The organism is Streptomyces sp. NPDC126510 (assembly GCF_040302345.1).
Lineage (GTDB): Bacteria > Actinomycetota > Actinomycetes > Streptomycetales > Streptomycetaceae > Streptomyces.
Window position 1 is genome coordinate 132156 of sequence record NZ_JBEORR010000010.1, and the last position, 18863, is coordinate 151018.

The following is an 18863-nucleotide window of genomic DNA, read 5'->3' on the forward strand; positions in this document are numbered from 1 at the left end:
CGGAAGACGAAAGCGCGGGGCGTGCGGGCCCCGCGCTTTCGTGTGTCCTTCATCTGTCAGCGGCGGGTCAGCTCGATCGTGTACTCCCGCGATCGTGTGCCGTCCTCGCTGGTCACGGAGACGATGTGGGCCTTCCTGCCCCCGGCGGCGTCCGTCCGCACCGTCACCTTCGCATAGGGGTCACGCGGTGTGGCGGTGATCCGGGCCCGGTCCGGGCGGTCGACGGCCACCCGGTAGCTCGTCCGGTCCGGGTCGAAGCCGGCCAGGGGCGCACCGTTCACCTCGACCGACGCGGCGGCCGCGTCCGCGGAAGCGCCCGGCGCCTTGGCAAAGACCTCGATCTCGCCGAGGGTGATGTAGCCGCCCGGCCGGGCCGTCATCACGACCCGCACCCCCTTCGCCGGGCCGGTCGCCCGCACCGGAACCTCGGCCACGGCCGTTCCCTCGGCGCCGACGGCGACCTGGTCGCTCGCGTCGGACCAGGTGCCGTCGGAACCTCGCACCTGCACCTTGAGGGACTCCGCGAAGCCGGCGCCGGTGCCGCCGTCTCGGTGGAAGTGGGTCACGACCCGGGTCAGATCGTGTGCCTCAGGCAGGGTGAAGGTGATCGTGTCGGATGGGTTCTTCGTGCCGGACCTCCAGTTCGACCAGGCCTTCTCGGACGTGGTGCCGTTGCGCAGGCCCTCGGCGGAGTAGCCGCTCTCGGTGTAGGTCGCGGCGACCGTCACGCCTTCGTCGCGCGCTGCGTTGGTCTCCTCGGGCGCGCTGACCTGGACGCGTACGGTCGCCGCTGCCGTGTCCCCGCCGGGGATCCGGGCGGTGCCGCGCAGGCTCACCACCCCGGTCTCGTCGAACGCGCCCTCGGGCACGGGGTCCCACGTGACCGGAAGGTCGGCGGTTCCGCCGTGCCGTCCCACGGCGATGACCGTGGCGGGCAGGTCGGGCCGTCCGCCGGTGTACGTCTTGGCGCGCGCCGGCTGGGTGGTGGCGACGGTGTCCACGGTGACGACCGCCTCGGCGCGGACGGTCCGTCCGAGGGCATCGGTGGCCCGGCCCTTCACGCGTACCGTCCCGGGTTCGCGCCAGCGCGAATCGGAGGGCGGCGTCCACTCGACGGGGAGCGTGCCGCGGGCGCCGTCGCGGAACACGGGTGTCACGGTCCCGGGCAGTTCGGGGGTGCGCCCGGGGACGGTGAAGGCCTTGGCCGGCTCCGTGCGGAGCACCGTCTCGTCGGTCACGCCCCAGCGCTGGTTGGTGTTGGAGGTCGGGAGGTGGGCCGAGACCCGGGCGCCGTCGGCCGTCGACTGGCCGACGACATCGAGAAGTCGGCCCGTCGCGGCGTTCACGAAGGTCCAGCTGCCGTCTCCGGTGGTCGACATGATCCAGCGTGCGGCCGGTGTGTCCCCGTCTTCGAGTACGGCCTCGTCGTCGCGCACGGCGAGGTGCCTGCCGTCCGCGGCGTTGACGAGGGCGTAGCGGTCCCGGTTGCCGTTGCCGCGCGTCAGCCGCTCGACGGACCAGAGTTGGGACCTGGCGGCCGGGTCGGCCGTGCGCACCACGACGCCGTCGCCCTCGGCGGACGGTGCCAGGGACTTGCCGCTCTGGGTGCCCTGGAGGCGGTAGACGTGACCGGGCTGGATCAGCGCGGCGTCCTTCGCGGTGCCGGACACGCCGTCGACCAGGAGGGTGGTCACCGACTTGGCGGGGACCGTGACGGTGGCGGAGTCGTCCTCGACCTTCACGGGTGTCCCGCGGACGAGGGCGCCGTCGTCGCTGGTCACCACGGGCGTCACGGTGGCACCGCGGGCGACCCCCCGGAACTTCGTCAGATCGAGGGTCACCGCACGCGGGGTCGTGCCGTTGTTGACGTGCACCACCGTCGCTCCGCGGCCGGACTTGCGTACGGCGGCGACGCTGGAGGGGTCGTCCACCTTGACGAAGTGGTCGCCGGGGCGGATGTGATGGGTGAAGTTGCGCAGTGTGTGGAACTTCGTGTTGGCCTTGATCGGGCAGGTCTCCAAGGTGTCCTCGGAGGTGCAGTTGAACGGTATGTGGATGCTGCCCCAGTTCTTGCCGGCCTGCGCCTGGGGGATGGAGTCCTCGACCGGCTGCCACAACACCCAGGCGGACGGCTCCAGTTCACGGATGTCCTCGACGACCCGGGTGGCGATGCCGAGACCGGGTTCCATGCCGGTGAAGTCGGTGCCGGTCCCCCAGGTGCCCTCGACCTCGCTCATCCAGAACGGCTTGCCGGCGGCCTTGGCGCTGTCGCGGGCGCTGGTGCGCATGCCGGTGCCGTAGGTGTGCACGTTGAGCTGGTCTACGGCGGCCCGGGCGGAGCTGTCGTAGGCGTTCCAGTTGCGGACGAAGGTGCTGGGGTTGGTCTCGTCCATCGCGGAGATCGTGGCGCGGGTTCTCGCCTTGTCCAGGGCGCGTTGCACGGCCAGGACAACCTTCTGCTGGAGTTCCGGACCGGCATGCGCGCCTTCCTGGCGTCCGCCGGTGGGCTGTCCGTCGGCGCCGATCTGGGTGCCCCAGTAGGTGGTGTTGGGCTCGTTGAGCGGGGCGATGGTATCGAACGCGATGCGGTGCTTCTTCTCCAGCCGGTCGGTCACCTTGACCAGGTAGGTGGCGAAGTCGTCGACGCGGTCCGCCCGTATCTGGTCGGTGCCCGCGTCGAAGCCACCCGATACGTAGCCGCTCACGGTCTGGAACCAGGGCGGCGAGTTGCTGAACGCCTCCCAGCGGGTCACCTTGTTCTTGACCCGGTCCACCCACCAGCGCTGGCCCGCGTCGGCGGACCAGTCCCAGTGCCCGGGGTCGTCCGGGTTCCACCAGTCGGTGTCCTCCCTGGTAGTGCCCTCGGGAGCCTTCCAGAAGCCGTCCATCGTCGCGCCGGTCTTCATGTAGTCCTTGCGGACGTCGGGGGCGTTGCCGCCGCCGATGTTGTAACGCGCGATGTTGAGGCGGAGTCCGTCCTCGCCGAACAGCATGTCGGCGAGCTTCTGCCGGATGGGTTCCGGGTAGCGGCCGGTGATGTTGGCGAACCAGACGAGGCTCGTCCCCCACCCTTCGAACTCCTGCTGCCGGTAGGACGGGTCGATCCGTACCGTGACCGCGCTCGCCGGCGGATCCGCGGCAGCAGCGGTGGCAGGAGGCACGGCGACGAGGCTCGCGCCGAGGGCTAAGGGGACGGTGATCGCCAGTGCCGTCCGGGCGAGGCGATGTCTGCTGGACATGGATTCCCTTCGGGAGCAAACAGAACCGCACAGAGTCGATCGAGCTTCCCGAATGTTTTAGGACGGCAATCAACACGTCAAGAGGCGGGGCGAGTTGGGAGCCGTCATGCTGCCGTGCCCGCGCGCGACAAGAAACGCCGCCCGTGGCATCGGTGCGGAAAAGCTGGGAATCGTGCCGCTGCCGAGCCGTCCGCGCCGGTGACCGTGCCCGGGGACGAGGAGCGGGCGGGGTGTGCCGCTGCGCAGGGTGCGTGCGGCTGGGACCAACGAGAGGAGCGAAGGTGTGAGCGTGCGGTCCGTCGATCAGGACGGGGCGTACCGGCATGCTCGTGTGCCGCGTCCCCGCCACGGGGACGCGGCACACGATGTGACCTCAGTGCTTGAAGACGTCCTTGGTCTTCTCCTTGGCCTGCCGGGCGTCACCCTTCGACTGCTCCGCCTTGCCCTCGGCCGTCAGCCGCTCGTTGCCCACCGCACGGCCGATCGTCTCCTTGGCCTTGCCCTTGGCCTGCTCGGCCTTGGCCTTGCCCTTCTGCTCTCCAGCCACGGTTCGTTCACTCCATGTCGTGTCCGACTACGGGGTCACCGCACCGAGTGACCCGGAAAGCGGCAGCTCAAACGTGGCACGCGGTCGTCGGACCCGTGAGAACCTTGCCGTGATCATGATCAAAAATGGCAGCACCCGTCGGCCTCCCGGGGACCGGGGGCGGTGTCGAGGCGGCAGAAGCAGGACGCCTGGACGGGAACGTCCGCCAGCGCGGTCGCGAGCTTGAGCTGGTGGGCCACGAGGGCCGCCTCGCCGGTCTTGCCACTGCGCAGCAGGCACTCGTGGAAGCCGTGCAGGGCCCACACGTTGTTCGGGTGCTGGAGAGGGCGGGGCAGGGTGTCGTCGAGGCCGAGGTCGGCACGGTAGACGGCCTCCGCCTCCGCCACGCGGCCCTGCTCCAGCAGCAGCGCGCCGTAGGCGTGACGGGTGGGCTGCATCCAGCCCCAGGGCTCGTCGTAGGGCAGGTTGTCGTCCAGCTGGATGGAGCGCTCCAGGGCTGCGAAGGCGAGGTCGTATTCGCCCTTGCGGTAGGCGAGTTCGCCGTCCAGCATGGCGGAGGCGATGGCGAGGATGTCGTGGCAGGTGTTGTTGAACAGCATCCGGGTTTCGGGCACCCGGCTCACCGCCTCGCGGAAGAGTTCGCGTTCGGTCTCCGCCCGGTCGACCTCGCCGGTGGCGGAGAGGGCGACGCCCCGGGCGTAGTGCCGCATGGCGACGGTCGTCGCGTAGAGCTCCGGGTCGGCGGGGGCGGGCAGTTCGAGGATCTCGGTCCAGCGGCCGAAGCGGATCAGCACGTGGACGCGCATGGCCAGGAACGCCTCAAGCCAGTCGGCCATCGGGGGGCTCTGGACGCGGAGCAGGTCTTCGGGGATGGCGGCTTCCAGCTGGGCGGCGGTGTCGAGGGCGACCTGCGCCTGGCCGAGGAACATCGCGCCGTAGATCTTGAAGTGGTGGTTGTGCGCCCGGTAGAGGGTGTAGAAGTTCATGGCCCCGGCCTGCCGGTGGTCGGCGGCGATCGCGTCGCTGTTGGCCGAGACGACCTGGCGGTAGTCGCCGCACAGGACGTCCAGGTGTGAGGGCATGTGGAGCAGGTGCCCGGCGTCGGGCACGAGTCCGCGCAGGCGGTCGGCGACGGTGAGGGCCTGCTCGGGAGTCGGGGACATCTCCATCAGGTGGATGTACAGGTGCAGGATGCCGGGATGCCGGTAGCCGGCCTCGGTGGCGAGCGCGCCTTCCAGCACGGCCCTGGCCTCGGTGGTCCGGGCGCCTTCGGCCGGCCGGCCCGTCGCGAGGTCCCACAGCTGCCACGGCGTGAGGTTCATCGCGGCGTCGGCGTGCAGGGTGGCGATGTCCGGGTCGCCGGGCGCCAGTGCGTAGACGACGCGCATGGCGTCCGCGTAGGGCTCGTTCCACACCGAGCAGTCCTCGACGGCCTGCGACTGCGGATAGCGGGCCCGCAGTGCGCCGATGAGGGCCTGCTCGACCGGGGTGGCGCGGGCGGCCTTCTCATGGGCCCTTTCCACGGCGGTGTGTGTGCGCTCGACGGTTCGCGCCAGTTCTTCGCCGTCGAAGAATTCCCAGGGCTTGTTGTAGTTCGGGCCGAGCGCGTAGGCGATACCCCAATAGGCCATGGCGCAGTCCGGGTCGGCCTCGGCCGCCTTTTCGAAACAGGCGACGGCTTCCTCGTGGTGGAACGCGTACGTCCACATCAGGCCGCGGTCGAACCAGAGTTGGGCATCGGGAGAGGACGTGGTGACGGGACGGCGGTGCGTGCCGAGATCGTAATAGTCGCCCATGAGCTTCTCCTGGGAAAGCGGCCGGGGCCGTGAGAATAGCGGTTGCGGACACGCCCTCAGACTTTCGATAAATTCTCGTATGTCCAGATTAGCGGTTCTCCGCACGACTGCCCGCGGCCCCGGGCATGGTGGAAGGCATGACTGACTTTCCGAGTTTTCCGCCCGGCTTCGTGTTCGGAGCCGCGACCGCCTCGTACCAGATCGAGGGAGCGGTGCAGGAGGACGGACGCGGGCCGTCCATCTGGGACACCTACAGCCACACCCCGGGGCGGGTGGCGAACGGGGACACCGGTGATGTCGCCTGTGATCACTACCACCGGTACCCGGAGGATGTGGCGCTGCTGCGCGAGCTGGGCGTGGGCTCGTACCGCTTCTCGATCGCCTGGCCGCGGATCGTGCCGGACGGGTCCGGTCCGGTGAACGCCAAGGGGCTGGACTTCTACTCGCGGCTGGTCGACGAGCTCCTGGACGCGGGGATCGAGCCCGCCGCCACCCTGTACCACTGGGATCTTCCGCAGGCCCTCGAGGACAGCGGCGGCTGGCGGGTGCGGGGGACCGCCGAGCGGTTCGGTGAGTACGCGGCCATAGTCGCCGAGCACCTGGGCGACCGCGTGCCGCGCTGGATCACCCTCAACGAGCCGTGGTGCAGTGCCTTCCTCGGGTATTCCGTCGGCCGGCACGCCCCGGGCGCCCGCGAGGGCCGTGGCGCGCTGGCCGCGGCCCACCACCTGCTGGTCGGGCACGGCCTGGCCGTGCAGGCGCTCCGGGCGGCCGGAGTGCGCGAGGTGGGCATCACCCTCAACCTCGACCACCATCTGCCCGCGACCGGATCGCCCGCCGACCGGGCCGCCGTCACCCGTGCGGACACCCTGCACAACCTGGTGTGGACCGAGCCGCTTCTCGCGGGCCGCTACCCGGCGAGCGAGGAGGAGACGTGGGCCGAGCTGATCGGCGGTCAGGACGTCCGGCGGGACGGCGACCTCGAACTGGTGTCCCAGTCCCTGGACTTCCTCGGCATCAACTACTACCGGCCGATCGTCGTGGCCGACGCCCCCTACCGTGAGAGCGACCCGTCGCTACGCGTCGCGACCGACAACCGGTACGCGGAGGTGCCCATGCCCGGCGTACGGCGCACCGCCATGGGCTGGGCCGTCGCGCCCCACACGTTCACCGACCTGCTCGTGGGGCTCGGGGAGCGGTACGGCCAGGCCCTGCCGCCCCTCCTCATCACCGAGAACGGCTCCGCGGAGGACGACGAGGTGGGCCCGGACGGGGCCGTCCACGACCGGGACCGGGTCGCCTACCTGCGCGACCACCTCACCGCGCTGCGGGCAGCGATGGACACCGGGGTGGAGGTGCGCGGCTACTACGTGTGGTCGCTCCTCGACAACTTCGAATGGGGCTTCGGTTACGACAAGCGCTTCGGGATCGTCCGCGTCGACTACGCCACACAGCGGCGGACGCCAAAGGACAGCTATCACTGGTACCGGTCCATGATCGCCGCGCAGCGGCGGTGACGAGCCCGGTCAGGCGCCGGCCAGGAGCTGCGGTGCCAGGATCTTGACCATGGTGTTGGTCCAGCGCAGCTGCCGGAGCGTCTGCGGGTGACAGTCGGCGACCAGTGTCAGGAGCGGCTCGTCCCGGGTGGCCTGTGCCACCTGGGCGAGCATCTCCCAGTGGAGCGAGTTGCGCGCGGCGGCCAGGTGCAGGTCCCGCAGGTCGTTCAGCAGGAGCAGTCCGGTCTCGGGGCGCCGGCCGAGGGCTTCGGAGGCTTTCTCCCGCAGCGCGGCCAGTGCCCCGGGCGACGGGTTGCCGCGGGCCGGACAGGTCGAGGCCGTGGTCACGGCCGGCATCGGCGAGCCGGGCGGCGTGCTCGCGGGACCAGCGGGCGACGTCCAGGGCGACATGGTGGAACTCGTGGTCGGTGCGGTGCCGTGCGGCGGCGGCCAACAGGTCCTGCTCCAGGTCACGTTCGCCGTCGTGGAGGAGTCGCAGGGTGATGCCGATGCCGGTCATGAGCCGCTCCCCGACGTCTCGGTCCGTGCTCCGGTGTCGTTCGCGCGGCGGGTCACAAGGGTGACGCGGGCCGCGCCGGCCTTGAACAGGGGCTGCTTGGAGACCGGGTCCCAGTCGGTGACGGTCGTCTCGTTGGCTGCACGGCCCTGGCCGTCGTCGGGTGGCCGGTGGCCCGCCGGGGTGTCCCAGTAGCCGTAGTGGAAGGGCAGGAACACCATGCCGTCACGGATCGCGGTGGTGCGCAGCCGGGCCCGGACCGCCCCGCGCGCAGTGGTGACCTGAACGAGGTCGCCGTCGGCGAGCCCCTGGGCCGAGGCCTCGGCGGGCGAGATCTCCGCCCAGACGTCCGGCGCCGCCGCGTTCAGCTCGGGGGCGCGGGCGGTCTTCTTGCGGGTGTGGAAGTGGTACACCGTGCGCCCGGTGATCAGCTGGAGAGGGTAGTCCGCGGAGGTGTCCTCGTGGGGCGGCAGATACTCGGCGGCCTTGATGATCGCCTTGCCGTCCGGGTTGAGGGACCGGTACTCGACGGGTTCCACGCTCGCTCCGGTGACCATGTCCCTGCCGTAGCTCGGCCGTCCTCGCGGACGCGGGGCCTGGTGAGCCGGTCCGGGGAGGCGTTGGCCTGCCAGCCGTAGAGGTCCTTGGGCCCGAGGCGCCCGCGGTTCACCCGGTCCGCGGCCCGGCCGCGTACGCCCACGATGCGGCCCTCACGCACCGCGATGTCCATCGCGTCGCCGTTGGAGTGCAGCAGCGAGGCGGCCTGCACCCAGCGCTCCACGTCGTGCTCGCCGAGCCCCGCCGCGAGATGTGTGTCGGTCCGGGACGGCCAGGGGGCGCCGGGCGCGTACGGCGTGCGCGCCCCAGACGTCGGTGATCCGGTCGGCCGAGCGGTCCACGGTCCCACCTCCCACGGCTGACGACCCTGTGGTCCGCGAGTACCCGAGCGAGCAGGCGTGACACAAAGTACATGAATCACCACATAGGGCCCGCTCGGCAGAGCGGGCGTCCATCATCTTGTCGTTCGATCGGGGGGCACCTCGGCCAGTGGGCTGGCCCGCCCAACTCCCGCTCCCTAGGATGTACTTCCTGTCCAGCCAGTCCGTTGGCGCGGCACCTTGCAGGGGGAACGATGCACTCCGAGAAGCAGCTGTCCACCGAGATCGACGCGAACGTGCCGACGGCAGCGCGCATGTACGACCACTACCTGGGCGGCAAGGACAACTACGCGGCCGACCGCGCGGCGTGCGAGGAACTCGACAAGGTCGTACCGAGCACGCGCCGCCTGGCCCTGAACAACCGGCGCTTCCTCCAGCGGGTCGTGAAGACCCTCTCCGAGGAGTACGGCATCCGGCAGTACCTGGACCACGGGTCAGGCCTGCCGACGCAGGACAACGTGCATCAGGTCGCCCAGCGCATCGACCCCACGACCCATGTGGTCTACGTCGACAACGACCCGATGGTGCTGGTCCACGGACGTGCGCTGCTGGAGCAGGACGAGCGCACGACCGTGATCCACGCGGACATGCGCGAGACCGACCTGATCTTCGGCCACGCGGACACCAAGCGGCTCATCGATTTCGACGAGCCGGTGTGCGTGCTCTTCAACTCCGTGTTCCACTGCATCCCGGACAGCGACACCGACGGACCGCTCGCGGTGGCCCGCCGCGTACGGGAGCGGCTCGCGCCCGGCAGCTTCATGGTGATGTGCCAGCTGGTCAGCGAGGACCCCGAGGTCCGCGCCTTCGTCACGGACTTCATGGACAAGGCGACCCAGGGCCACTGGGGCCGCGTGCGGGAACCGAAGGACGTGGAGACGTACTTCGAGGGCCTGGAGATCCTCCAGCCCGGACTCGTGGAGGTGTCGACCTGGCGCCCGGACACCGAGGTGGCGCCTCGTCAGCTCACGCACGAGTGGATCGAGTTCGGCGGAGTCGGGCGGATCCCCCTGGAGAGGTGACCATGATGCCCGGATCGGGACGGTCACCGTCCCGATCCGGGCATCTCGCGTCAGGGGTAGCGCTGCTCCATCGTCTGCCGCAGCAGCTCCAGCGAGTCACGAGGCTTGAGTGCCTCGTCCGCGAGCCGGTCCAGCGCGATCCGGTACTCCTCGGTCTCGTCACGGTCCTCGAGGAAGTTCGCGCTCTTGATGTGCTCCAGGTAGACCACGTCGGGCAGATCGAGGCCGCCGAAGCGCAGATACGTGATCGGAATGGCCGGCGCCGAGGCGTTGGTGACGCTCAGCGGCACGATCTGAAGCGTCACGTTGGGGCGTTCGGCCATCTCCACGAGGTGCGCGAGCTGCTCCCGCATCACCTCGGCGCTGCCCAGGACGCGCAGCAGCACGGACTCGTCGATGATCGCCCACAACTGCGGGGCGTCCGCACGCGAAACCAACCGGGCGCGGTGCCTGCGCAGTTCGACGCGTCGCTCCACCTCACCGGCCGGCGCGTTCGGCAGCCCGCGCTCCACCACGGCCCTGGTGTAGGCGGGAGTCTGCAACAGACCGGGCACATACTGGATCTCGAACGTACGGATGGTGGCGGCGGCCTCCTGCAATCCGACCAACCGGTCGAACCACTCGGGCATCAGCCGCTTGTCGTACCGCTGCCACCAGCCCGGCTCACCGGCCCGCTGCAGCAGTTTGAGCAGCACCGAGACCTCGTAGTCGTCGGTGCCGTACAGCTCGAGCAGCGTGCGGACGTCGCTCTCCGTCGGCGGGCGGCGGCCCTTGCCCGACTCGATGCGGGACAACTTCGCGGCACTGAACCCGGCAGCGCGCGCCGCCTGGTCCTGGGCGAGCCCGGCGTCCTCGCGGAATCCGGCGAGCTGTACACCGACCAGCATCTTCAGCAGAGTCGGCGCCGGCTCGGGCCTGTCCAGGTAGGGTTCCAGACGGGAGATGCGATGCGACGCGGCGGACATCCTGACTCCCAGCAGACCGGCACAAGGGCGACTTACACTATCGCACTTCACCAGGTCTTCACGCATCACCCCAAGCGGCCCGGTAGAAGTGGGGAGTTGGGCTCCGCTTCTCCCTCTGGGAGCGACACCGCACGCGGGACGACACCGCCCCTCAGAGCAGGTGGTCGAACTCGCCGTCCTTCGCGCCGGCCAGGAAGGCCGCCACCTCCGCCGACGTGTAGACCAGGGCGGGGCCGTCGGGGTCACGGGAGTTGCGCACCGCGATCCCGCCGTCCACGAGGGGGGCGACTTCGACGCAGTTGCCCTCGGCGTTGCTGTGCCGGCTCTTGATCCAGCAGGCGTCCAACGAGCTTGCCTGCACTCCGTTCTGCACTGGTGGCACCGCAGTCTCCTTGCTGTTCTCGTTCCCCGCCGCGCACGGCGTGCCCGGCCGTCCCTCCGAGGCGGCCGCGTCCCTTCGACCGCACTCGTCCTGGCTTGGGGTACCCACGACGGCTGGATTTTCACGCAATTTCTCGTGCAATTGCACGCGAGCGCCTTCAGCGTGGATAATAGCTGCGGCGTCAACCCCCGGGCGGGCGCCGCGTCCTGACGTCGCATCGGGGAGATGCCGTGTCATCACCTGCGCAGCACGTGCTCCGGCCGCCGAGTGGGGCTGCGGCACACGCAGGCGCACCCGGGGCGAGTCACACCGTGTCGGCCGACCCTCACCCGGTCATGCCGTGCGGGATCCCGCCCTCGGTGCCGAAGACACTGCCCCAGTTCTCGGGTGCCCTGTCCGCCTCGGCCGCCCTGCGGGTCGAGTGCGGCCAGGAGGGGTTCGCTCGAGTCCGGTCCTTCACCCGCGACACCCTGCACGGCTGGTCACTCGACCACCGCTGCGACGACGCGACCCTCGTCATCACCGAGCTCGCCGCCAACGCCGCGACGCACGCGGCGCCGAGGACCCCCGGTGTGCCGGAGATCCGGCTCGGATTCCTCCTGGATCCCGGCCATCTGCTGGTCACCGTCTCCGACCTCGACGACCACCCGCCCGTGTTCGCACCGACCGGCGTCGTCCTGGAGGAGCACGGCCGGGGGTTGTGCATCGTCGACGCCCTGTCCGAGGAATGGGGGTGGTCCCCCGGTGCACCGGCGGGCAAGACGGTATGGGCCCGGTTGTCGACCCGGCCGGACACGCCCTGTCCACCCATCTGACACGACTGCCGCGGAAAGGCCCCTCGCCATGCGCAGCGCTTCGACGGAACACCCGAGCAGCGAGCGCCCCCAGCGCCCCGACGCCCCCACCGGGACGGCCCGGAACTCACCGCTCACGGCACTGGACCGCGTGCCGTGGGGCGACATCCAGGACTCCACCGGCTCGGCGGCGGCCATTCCCCTCCTGCTCAACGGCATCGCCGGGGGTGACGCCGACACCGCCCGCTCCGCCCTCGACGACCTGCGCAAACGGATCTGCCAGTTCGGTTTCGTCGTGGAGCAGGCGACCGCGGCCACCGTTCCGTTCCTGTGGGAGCTGGCCAAGCTGCCGCAGGTGACCTGCCGTGCCCAGATCATCCGGCTGCTCAAGAGCATCGCCGAAGCCCGGCAGTGGGAGAGCACCGCCGCCGTCTACCCGAAACTGCTGAACCATCGGGAGAACCCGGTGGTGTGGGAGCGGGCGGCCCGCCAGGCCGTGCGGGCCCGGCGCGGCGAGCTCGGCCGGCTGCTGGCGGACGAGGACCGTGAGATCGCCAGGGCCACGAACGAGCTGGCCCGCTCGCTGGGCGCCTGAAACCGTCGTACGTTGTGCGGTGGGCAGGGAGCCCCGTGCAGGTCCTCAGACGTGATGAAACGGTGAGAACCCCCTGTCACCATGGGTGATGCCTCTCGCCTCCCGGAGCCCGGCAGTGTAGACATGGCACATGGTCCGACTCTTGGGTCGATCCGGGACTCGATCGCCCCTGCGGCCCGGCGCTGCGCCGTCGGCACGGCAGCGGCGGGAGGCGGGCCCGTCGCGGTGGCAACCGGTGGCGGGGCTGCGGTCGGTGCTGGGCGGACGCAGCGTCGCCGGACAGGTGTTCCTGCTCGTCGTGGTGATCGTGCTGCTGCTGGTCGTGGCGGCCGTCGTGGCGCTGGTGCTGCAGGTGCGGCACGACACGACGCAGGAGGCACGCAACCGTTCGCTCGCCGTCGCCGAGACCTTCGCCAACGCGCCGGGCACCGTCGAGGCGCTGCAGGGCCCTGATCCCACCACCGTGCTCCAGCCACGCGCCGAAGCCGCCCGTGAGCGGTCGAAGGTCGACTTCGTCGTTGTCATGAACACCGACGGGATCCGCTACACCCACCCCAAGCCGGACCGGATCGGGAAGAAGTTCGTCGGCACGATCGCACCGGCGCTGGCCGGGAAGTCGTTCACCGAGGAGATCGACGGCACCCTCGGCCCGCTCGTCCAGGCCGTCGTACCGGTGAAGGACCAGGGCGGCCGGGTCGTGGGCCTGGTCTCGGCGGGGATCACGACCAAGAACGTGGGCGGCACCGCCGACCGCCAGCTGCCGCTCGTGCTCGCGGCCGCCGCAGCGGCTCTCGCCCTCGCGACGGCGGGTGCCGCGCTGGTGAGCCGGCGGCTGCTGCGCCAGACCCACGGGCTCGGGCCGCACGAGATGACCCGGATGTACGAACACCACGACGCCGTTCTGCACGCCGTGCGCGAGGGCGTGCTCATCGTCGACGACGGGGGCACCCTGCTGCTCGCCAACGACGAGGCGCACCGTCTGCTCGGGCTGCCCGCCGACGCCGAGGGCCGGCACGTCCTCGGTCTGGGTCTCGACCCGGGCATCGCCGACCTGTTGGCCTCGGGCCGGGTCGCCACGGACGAGGTGCACCTGGTCGGGGACCGGCTCCTGGCCCTCAACCAGCGGACCACGGACCGTGCGGGTGTCCCGCCCGGCAGCGTCGCCACCCTGCGCGACTCCACGGAGCTGCGAGCCCTGTCCGGGCGGGCCGAGACCGCGCGGGAGCGGCTCAACATGCTGTACGACGCCGGAGTGGGCATCGGGACCAGCCTGGACGTGACCCGCACCGCCGAGGAGCTCACCGAGCTGGTCGTGCCCCGGTTCGCCGACTTCGTCGCCGTGGACCTGTTCGACGCCGTACGGGGCGGCGGGCAGCCGAACGCGGCGGCCGCGCTCAGCCGGACCGCGGTGAGCGGGATCCGCAAGGACGCGCCGCTCTACCCGGCCGGGGAGCGGATCAGGTTCGTCGAGTCCTCCCCGCAGGGCCGCAGCCTCGCCACGGGCAGCCCCGTCCTGGAACCCCGGCTGGGCGAGGCCCCGGGCTGGCAGGCGCAGGATCTGGAGCGCTCCGCGCAGATTGTCGCGTACGGCATCCACTCGCTGATCACCGTGCCGCTGCGGGCCGGCACGCTGATACTCGGCGTGGTGAGCTTCTGGCGCTCCGAGAAGCAGGAGCCCTTCGACACGGACGAGCTGGCCCTGGCGGAGGAGCTGGTCGCGCGGGCCGCCGTCTCCATCGACAACGCCCGCCGCTACACCCGCGAGCACAGCATGGCGGTGACGCTCCAGCGCAGCCTGCTCCCGCGTAATCTGCCCGAGCAGGACGCCCTGGAGATCGCCTACCGCTATCTGCCGGCGCAGGCCGGTGTGGGCGGCGACTGGTTCGACGTGCTGCCGCTGTCGGGGGCCAGGGTCGCACTCGTGGTCGGGGACGTCGTCGGCCACGGGCTGCACGCCGCGGCCACGATGGGGCGGCTGCGCACCGCGGTGCACAACTTCTCCGCCCTCGACCTGCCACCCGAGGAACTCATCGCCCTGCTGGACGAGTTGGTCGGCCGGATCGACCAGGACGAGACGGAGGACGACGGCAGCGCCCCGGTCACCGGCGCGACCTGTCTGTACGCCGTCTACGACCCGGTGTCCCGGCGCTGCACCGTCGCCCGGGCCGGGCACCCGCCGCCGGCGCTGGTCCACCCCGACGGCAGTGTGGAGTTCGCCGACGTGCCCGCCGGTCCCCCGCTGGGGCTCGGTGGCCTGCCGTTCGAGACGGCGGAGCTGGAGCTGGAGGAGGGCAGCCGGCTCGTCCTCTACACCGACGGTCTGGTCGAGGACCGGGAGCGGGACATCGACGTCGGGCTGGAGATGCTGCGCGAGGCGCTCGGCCGGGCCGGGCAGTCCCCGGAGGACACCTGCCGGGTCGTGCTCGACTCGCAGCTCACAGCCCACTCCAGCGACGACGTCGCGCTGATCGTGGCCCGGACCCGGGCACTGACCGCCGACCACGTCGCGGAGTGGCCGGTCCCGGCCGACCCGGCCGCCGTGGGCGAGGTGCGGGCAGCGGTCAGCCGGCAGCTGGCCGAATGGGGCCTTCAGGAGCTGACGTTCAGCACCGAGCTGATCCTGAGCGAGCTGGTCACCAACGCGCTGCGGTACGGCGGCGGCCCGATACGCGTGCGGGTACTGCGGGACCGCAACCTGATCTGCGAGGTGTTCGACAGCAGCAGCACCTCGCCCCACCTGCGGTACGCGACCATGACGGACGAGGGCGGGCGGGGCCTGTTCCTCGTGGCACAGCTCGCGGAGCGGTGGGGGACGCGCTATCTGCCCGCTGGGAAGGTGATCTGGGCGGAGCAGCCCCTGCCATAAGGGCGACCAGGGGTTACCCATAAAGTAGCCTTATGAGCTCATAGACCGGACCCTCGTACCGGGTTAGGCATGCCTTAGTTTAAGCTTCCCGTTGAGATCGCTTGTCGCCGCTCGAAGGGAACCTGACCATGCCCCGCCCCCTGCGGGTCGCCATCGTCGGATCCGGCCCCGCCGGGATCTACGCCGCCGACGCCCTGCTCAAGTCCGAGGTGGCCGCCGAACCCGGTGTGTCCATAGACATCTTCGAGCGCATGCCGGCACCGTTCGGACTGATCCGTTACGGCGTCGCTCCCGACCACCCGCGGATCAAGGGCATCATCACCGCCCTGCACCAGGTGCTCGACAAGCCGCAGATCCGGCTCTTCGGCAACGTGGACTACGGCACCGACATCGGCCTGGACGACCTGCGCGCGTTCTACGACGGCGTGATCTTCGCTACCGGCGCGACGGCCGACCGGGCGCTCTCGCTGCCGGGCATCGACCTCGACGGCTCGTACGGCGCCGCGGACTTCGTGTCCTGGTACGACGGTCACCCGGATGTCCCGCGCACCTGGCCGCTGGAGGCGGAGAAGGTCGCCGTGCTCGGCGTCGGCAACGTCGCGCTCGACGTCGCGCGCGTGCTGGCCAAGACGGCGGACGAGCTGCTGCCGACCGAGATCCCGGCGAACGTCTACGAGGGTCTGAAGGCCAACCGGGCCAAGGAGATCCACGTGTTCGGCCGACGCGGCCCGGCGCAGGCCAAGTTCAGCCCGATGGAGCTCCGGGAGCTGGACCACTCCCCCAACATCGAGGTCATCGTCGACCCCGAGGACATCGACTACGACGAGGGCTCGATCACCACGCGGCGCGGCAACAAGCAGGCCGACATGGTGGCCAAGACCCTGGAGAACTGGGCCATCCGCGACGCCGGCGACCGGCCCCACAAGCTCTTCCTGCACTTCTTCGAGTCGCCGGTCGAGGTCCTCGGCGAGGACGGCAAGGTCGTGGGTCTGCGCACCGAGCGCACCGAGCTCGACGGCACCGGCAACGTCAAGGGCACCGGTACCTTCAACACCTGGGACGTCGGCGCGGTGTACCGCGCGGTCGGCTACCTGTCCGACAAACTCCCCAAGCTGCCCTGGGACATCGACTCCGGCACCGTCCCGGACGAGGGCGGCCGGGTCATGCAGGAGACGGGCGAGCACCTGCAGTCCACGTACGTCACCGGCTGGATCCGGCGCGGCCCCATCGGCCTCATCGGGCACACCAAGGGCGACGCCAACGAGACGGTGAAGAACCTGCTGGAGGACTACGCGGGCGGCCGTCTGCACACGCCCGCCACTCCGGCCCCCGAGGCCGTGGACGCCTTCCTGGCCGAGCGCGACATCCGCTTCACCACCTGGGACGGCTGGTACAAGCTGGACGCGGCGGAGAAGGCTCTGGGCGAGCCCGAGGGCCGCGAGCGCGTGAAGATCGTCGAGCGCGAGGACATGCTGCGAGCCAGCGGCGCCTGACCCTTCATACCCCGCAGGGCGGGTTCGGTGGTAATGCCACCGAACCCGCCCTGCTGCGTACTTGAAGCGTGTACGATCCGGATGCTTCACCGAACCATCACATCGCCTTCACCTGAAGGCCATGCAGGGGGGACGAACGTCCATGCGTATACGCCTTGTCGCCACCACGGCCGTCGCCGCCGGGGCACTCACCGCTCTCACGGCGGTTCCGGCCCAGGCCGCCGAGTACGACTCCGCGCTGAAGATCCGGGGCATCCAGTACGACGCTCCGGGCAGCGACTCGAACCGGTGCTCCGGCGGGAACACCGCCGAGGAGTACCTGACCATCAAGAACTACTCGCGCTCCACGACGGTGAACCTCAAGGGGTACGTCGTGAAGGACGCCGCGGGCAACAAGTTCACCTTCACCGCGAGCCACACCCTTCAGCCGGGTGACTACGTGAAGCTGCGCGGCGGCAACGGGGCCGACTCCGACACCAAGAACGTCGTCTACCGCGACAACTGCAACTTCATGTGGAACAACGACAAGGACACCATCTACGTGTACAAGGCGTCCGGCAGCCGGGCCGACGTGCACTCGTACACCAGGAGCGGCTCCGACGCGGACCACAACGGGTACATCACGTACCACGGCTGACCCCTCCGCCGGGCCGGCGCCAGGCCCTCTGGACTCAGAGGGCCGGCAGCCAGCGGTCCAGATAGGCGCGCAGGTCCGTCAGGTCGGTGCCGCCGGCCAGGTAACCCACGTATCCGTCGGGTCTCACGAGGGCATGGGTGAGGCCCGGCCAGGGGCTTTCCGAGCCGAGGCGATGCACGGTCAGCAGGTCGTGCCGTCGGCCCAGGTGCAGGTCCACGGGCCAGAGACGGGCGGGACCGGTGAGCAGCAGATGGTAGCCCGGCCCGACGACGCGTCGCTGGAGTCCGGCCGGGGCGTCGGGCAGGCGGTCTCCGGCGCGCGGGCCCTGTCGCGGGCGGTGTCGCCCTGTGACGGACGCGGGGCCGCGACGATAGTGGACGTCGAGTTCGGACACCGTGCGGAACAGACGGGCTCGGGCACCGGTCGCGCGCAGGAGCAGCGGAGCCACGCGCGGGGCGAGATGCCGGCGAGCCAGCCGTAGGGCCGGGTGACTGCTCGTACCGGCGGTGAAGGCACGGTCGGTGACGCGGCGGACGCCATGGCCGACCGGGGCTCGCTCCGCCTCGTACGTCTCCAGCAACTCCTCGGGCGCCGCGCCGCGGCAGACATGGGCGAGCTTCCAGCCCAGGTTGAGCGCGTCCTGGATGCCGGTGTTCATGCCCTGTCCCCCGGCCGGGCTGTGGATGTGCGCGGCGTCGCCCGCGAGGAAGAACGGGCCCTTGCGGTAGTGGGTGGCGCCGCGGTTGTGGATGCGGAAGCCGCTCATCCAGACGGGGTCGCGCAGGGTCGGTGCGTCGGGGGCCCAGGCGTCGGCGATCTGCTGGAGAAGATGCAGGCTGATCTTGTCGCCGGGAGCGTCCTGTGGGTGCATGGCGATCATCCGCCAGGTGGCCGGGGTGCCGAGCGGGAAGAAGAACAACAGCCCGGCCGCCGTCATGTACGTGTGCGCGGCGCCCGGCGCGAGTCCGTCGGCCTCCAGATCCGCGAGCAGGAACGTCTGCGGATAGGCGTACCCCTCGAAGCCGATGCCCGCCTGGGAGCGCACGGTGCTGTGTGCGCCGTCGCAGCCGACCACGTAGCGGGCGGGTACCGTTTCCTCGGTCCCGTCCCGGTGTCGCAGGCGGCAGGTGACGTACTCACCCTCGGGTTCGGCGCTCAGCAGCTCCGTGCCACGCTCGACCGTCACATCCCGGGCGTCCAGATGAGCCGTCAGGGTGGCTTCCGTCTCCGACTGCGGGAGGAAGAGCAGGAAGGGGTACGGCGTGTCGTCGCAGCCCACGTCGAACACCGGGACGCGCAGCACCCGCCGGGGCAGGTGCAGGTGCAGCCCGACCGCCGCGTTGCCCCGGTCGACGAGGTCGTCCGCCACACCGAACGCGGACAGCATCTCCAGCGTCCGGGGCTGAATCGCCGGGGCGCGTGACTCCTTGGCACGGTCCAGTGAGCGGTCCACGATCCGGAAGGGGGTTTCGCAAGCGCGCAGTTGGGTCGCGAGCGCGAGTCCGGTGGGGCCCGCGCCCACCACGAGCACGTCCAGGGGTGCCGTCATGACGTACACCGTAGACGCGGCCGGCCG

The 18863-nt window shown here is 70.6% G+C and carries 13 protein-coding genes and 2 pseudogenes; 7 read left to right on the forward strand and 8 right to left on the reverse strand.

Annotated elements, in window-relative coordinates; translation table 11 throughout:
• Window positions 1-56: 56 nt before the first annotated feature.
• The 3 genes from ABTX60_RS16365 to ABTX60_RS16375 all read right to left on the reverse strand — a co-directional run bounded on the left by ABTX60_RS16365 (window position 57) and on the right by ABTX60_RS16375 (window position 5582).
• The gene (locus ABTX60_RS16365) at window positions 57-3239 is read right to left on the reverse strand and encodes a glycoside hydrolase (RefSeq protein WP_352097714.1); all 3183 of its coding nucleotides are present in this window, start codon (window positions 3237-3239) and stop codon (window positions 57-59) included.
• Between the two features lie 373 nt (window positions 3240-3612).
• Entirely contained in the window at window positions 3613-3786 is a 174-nt protein-coding gene (locus tag ABTX60_RS16370; protein WP_104782404.1) for a CsbD family protein, read from the reverse strand.
• Between the two features lie 119 nt (window positions 3787-3905).
• On the reverse strand, window positions 3906-5582 hold the full coding sequence (locus tag ABTX60_RS16375) for a tetratricopeptide repeat protein (protein WP_352097715.1): 1677 nt from the start codon (window positions 5580-5582) through the stop codon (window positions 3906-3908).
• A gap of 137 nt (window positions 5583-5719) precedes the next feature.
• Between ABTX60_RS16375 and ABTX60_RS16380 the strand changes: the two genes are divergently transcribed.
• Entirely contained in the window at window positions 5720-7099 is a 1380-nt protein-coding gene (locus ABTX60_RS16380) for a GH1 family beta-glucosidase (RefSeq protein ID WP_352097716.1), read from the forward strand.
• Between the two features lie 9 nt (window positions 7100-7108).
• Here ABTX60_RS16380 and ABTX60_RS16385 read toward each other — a convergent pair.
• Both ABTX60_RS16385 and ABTX60_RS16390 read right to left on the reverse strand, forming a co-directional pair.
• A pseudogene (locus tag ABTX60_RS16385) lies at window positions 7109-7598 on the reverse strand (hypothetical protein).
• Window positions 7595-8167 (reverse strand): annotated as a pseudogene (locus ABTX60_RS16390) (molybdopterin oxidoreductase family protein); the annotation flags it as partial. The pseudogenes ABTX60_RS16385 and ABTX60_RS16390, both read right to left, overlap by 4 nt.
• 560 nt (window positions 8168-8727) lie before the next feature.
• Here ABTX60_RS16390 and ABTX60_RS16395 point away from each other — a divergent pair.
• Window positions 8728-9555 (forward strand): SAM-dependent methyltransferase, encoded by an 828-nt coding sequence (locus ABTX60_RS16395; protein ID WP_352097717.1) that lies wholly within the window; start codon window positions 8728-8730, stop codon window positions 9553-9555.
• A gap of 50 nt (window positions 9556-9605) precedes the next feature.
• Here ABTX60_RS16395 and ABTX60_RS16400 read toward each other — a convergent pair whose 3' ends face one another.
• Both ABTX60_RS16400 and ABTX60_RS16405 read right to left on the reverse strand, forming a co-directional pair.
• On the reverse strand, window positions 9606-10520 hold the full coding sequence (locus tag ABTX60_RS16400; RefSeq protein WP_352097718.1) for a helix-turn-helix domain-containing protein: 915 nt from the start codon (window positions 10518-10520) through the stop codon (window positions 9606-9608).
• Window positions 10521-10671: 151 nt separating this feature from the next.
• Window positions 10672-10902 carry a DUF397 domain-containing protein gene (locus ABTX60_RS16405; protein WP_053668903.1) on the reverse strand — a complete coding sequence of 77 codons (231 nt, stop codon included), beginning with the start codon at window positions 10900-10902 and terminating at the stop codon, window positions 10672-10674.
• Between the two features lie 206 nt (window positions 10903-11108).
• Between ABTX60_RS16405 and ABTX60_RS16410 the strand changes: the two genes are divergently transcribed.
• From ABTX60_RS16410 to ABTX60_RS16430, 5 genes are all read left to right on the forward strand, one after another.
• Window positions 11109-11717, forward strand: a complete 609-nt coding sequence (locus ABTX60_RS16410) for an ATP-binding protein (protein ID WP_352097860.1) — start codon at window positions 11109-11111, stop codon at window positions 11715-11717.
• A 28-nt stretch (window positions 11718-11745) separates the two neighbouring features.
• Complete coding sequence (locus tag ABTX60_RS16415) at window positions 11746-12291, forward strand: hypothetical protein (RefSeq protein ID WP_352097719.1); 546 nt, start codon at window positions 11746-11748, stop codon at window positions 12289-12291.
• A 130-nt stretch (window positions 12292-12421) separates the two neighbouring features.
• Window positions 12422-15157, forward strand: coding sequence for a SpoIIE family protein phosphatase (locus ABTX60_RS16420; RefSeq protein ID WP_352097720.1), 2736 nt, complete (start codon window positions 12422-12424; stop codon window positions 15155-15157).
• A gap of 128 nt (window positions 15158-15285) precedes the next feature.
• Window positions 15286-16650 carry an FAD-dependent oxidoreductase gene (locus ABTX60_RS16425; RefSeq protein WP_352097721.1) on the forward strand — a complete coding sequence of 455 codons (1365 nt, stop codon included), beginning with the start codon at window positions 15286-15288 and terminating at the stop codon, window positions 16648-16650.
• Between the two features lie 142 nt (window positions 16651-16792).
• Window positions 16793-17287, forward strand: a complete 495-nt coding sequence (locus ABTX60_RS16430) for a lamin tail domain-containing protein (protein ID WP_352097722.1) — start codon at window positions 16793-16795, stop codon at window positions 17285-17287.
• A gap of 34 nt (window positions 17288-17321) precedes the next feature.
• On the opposite strand, the gene ABTX60_RS16435 is transcribed toward ABTX60_RS16430, so the two are convergent.
• Entirely contained in the window at window positions 17322-18836 is a 1515-nt protein-coding gene (locus ABTX60_RS16435) for an FAD-dependent monooxygenase (protein ID WP_352097723.1), read from the reverse strand.
• Window positions 18837-18863 lie beyond the last annotated feature (27 nt).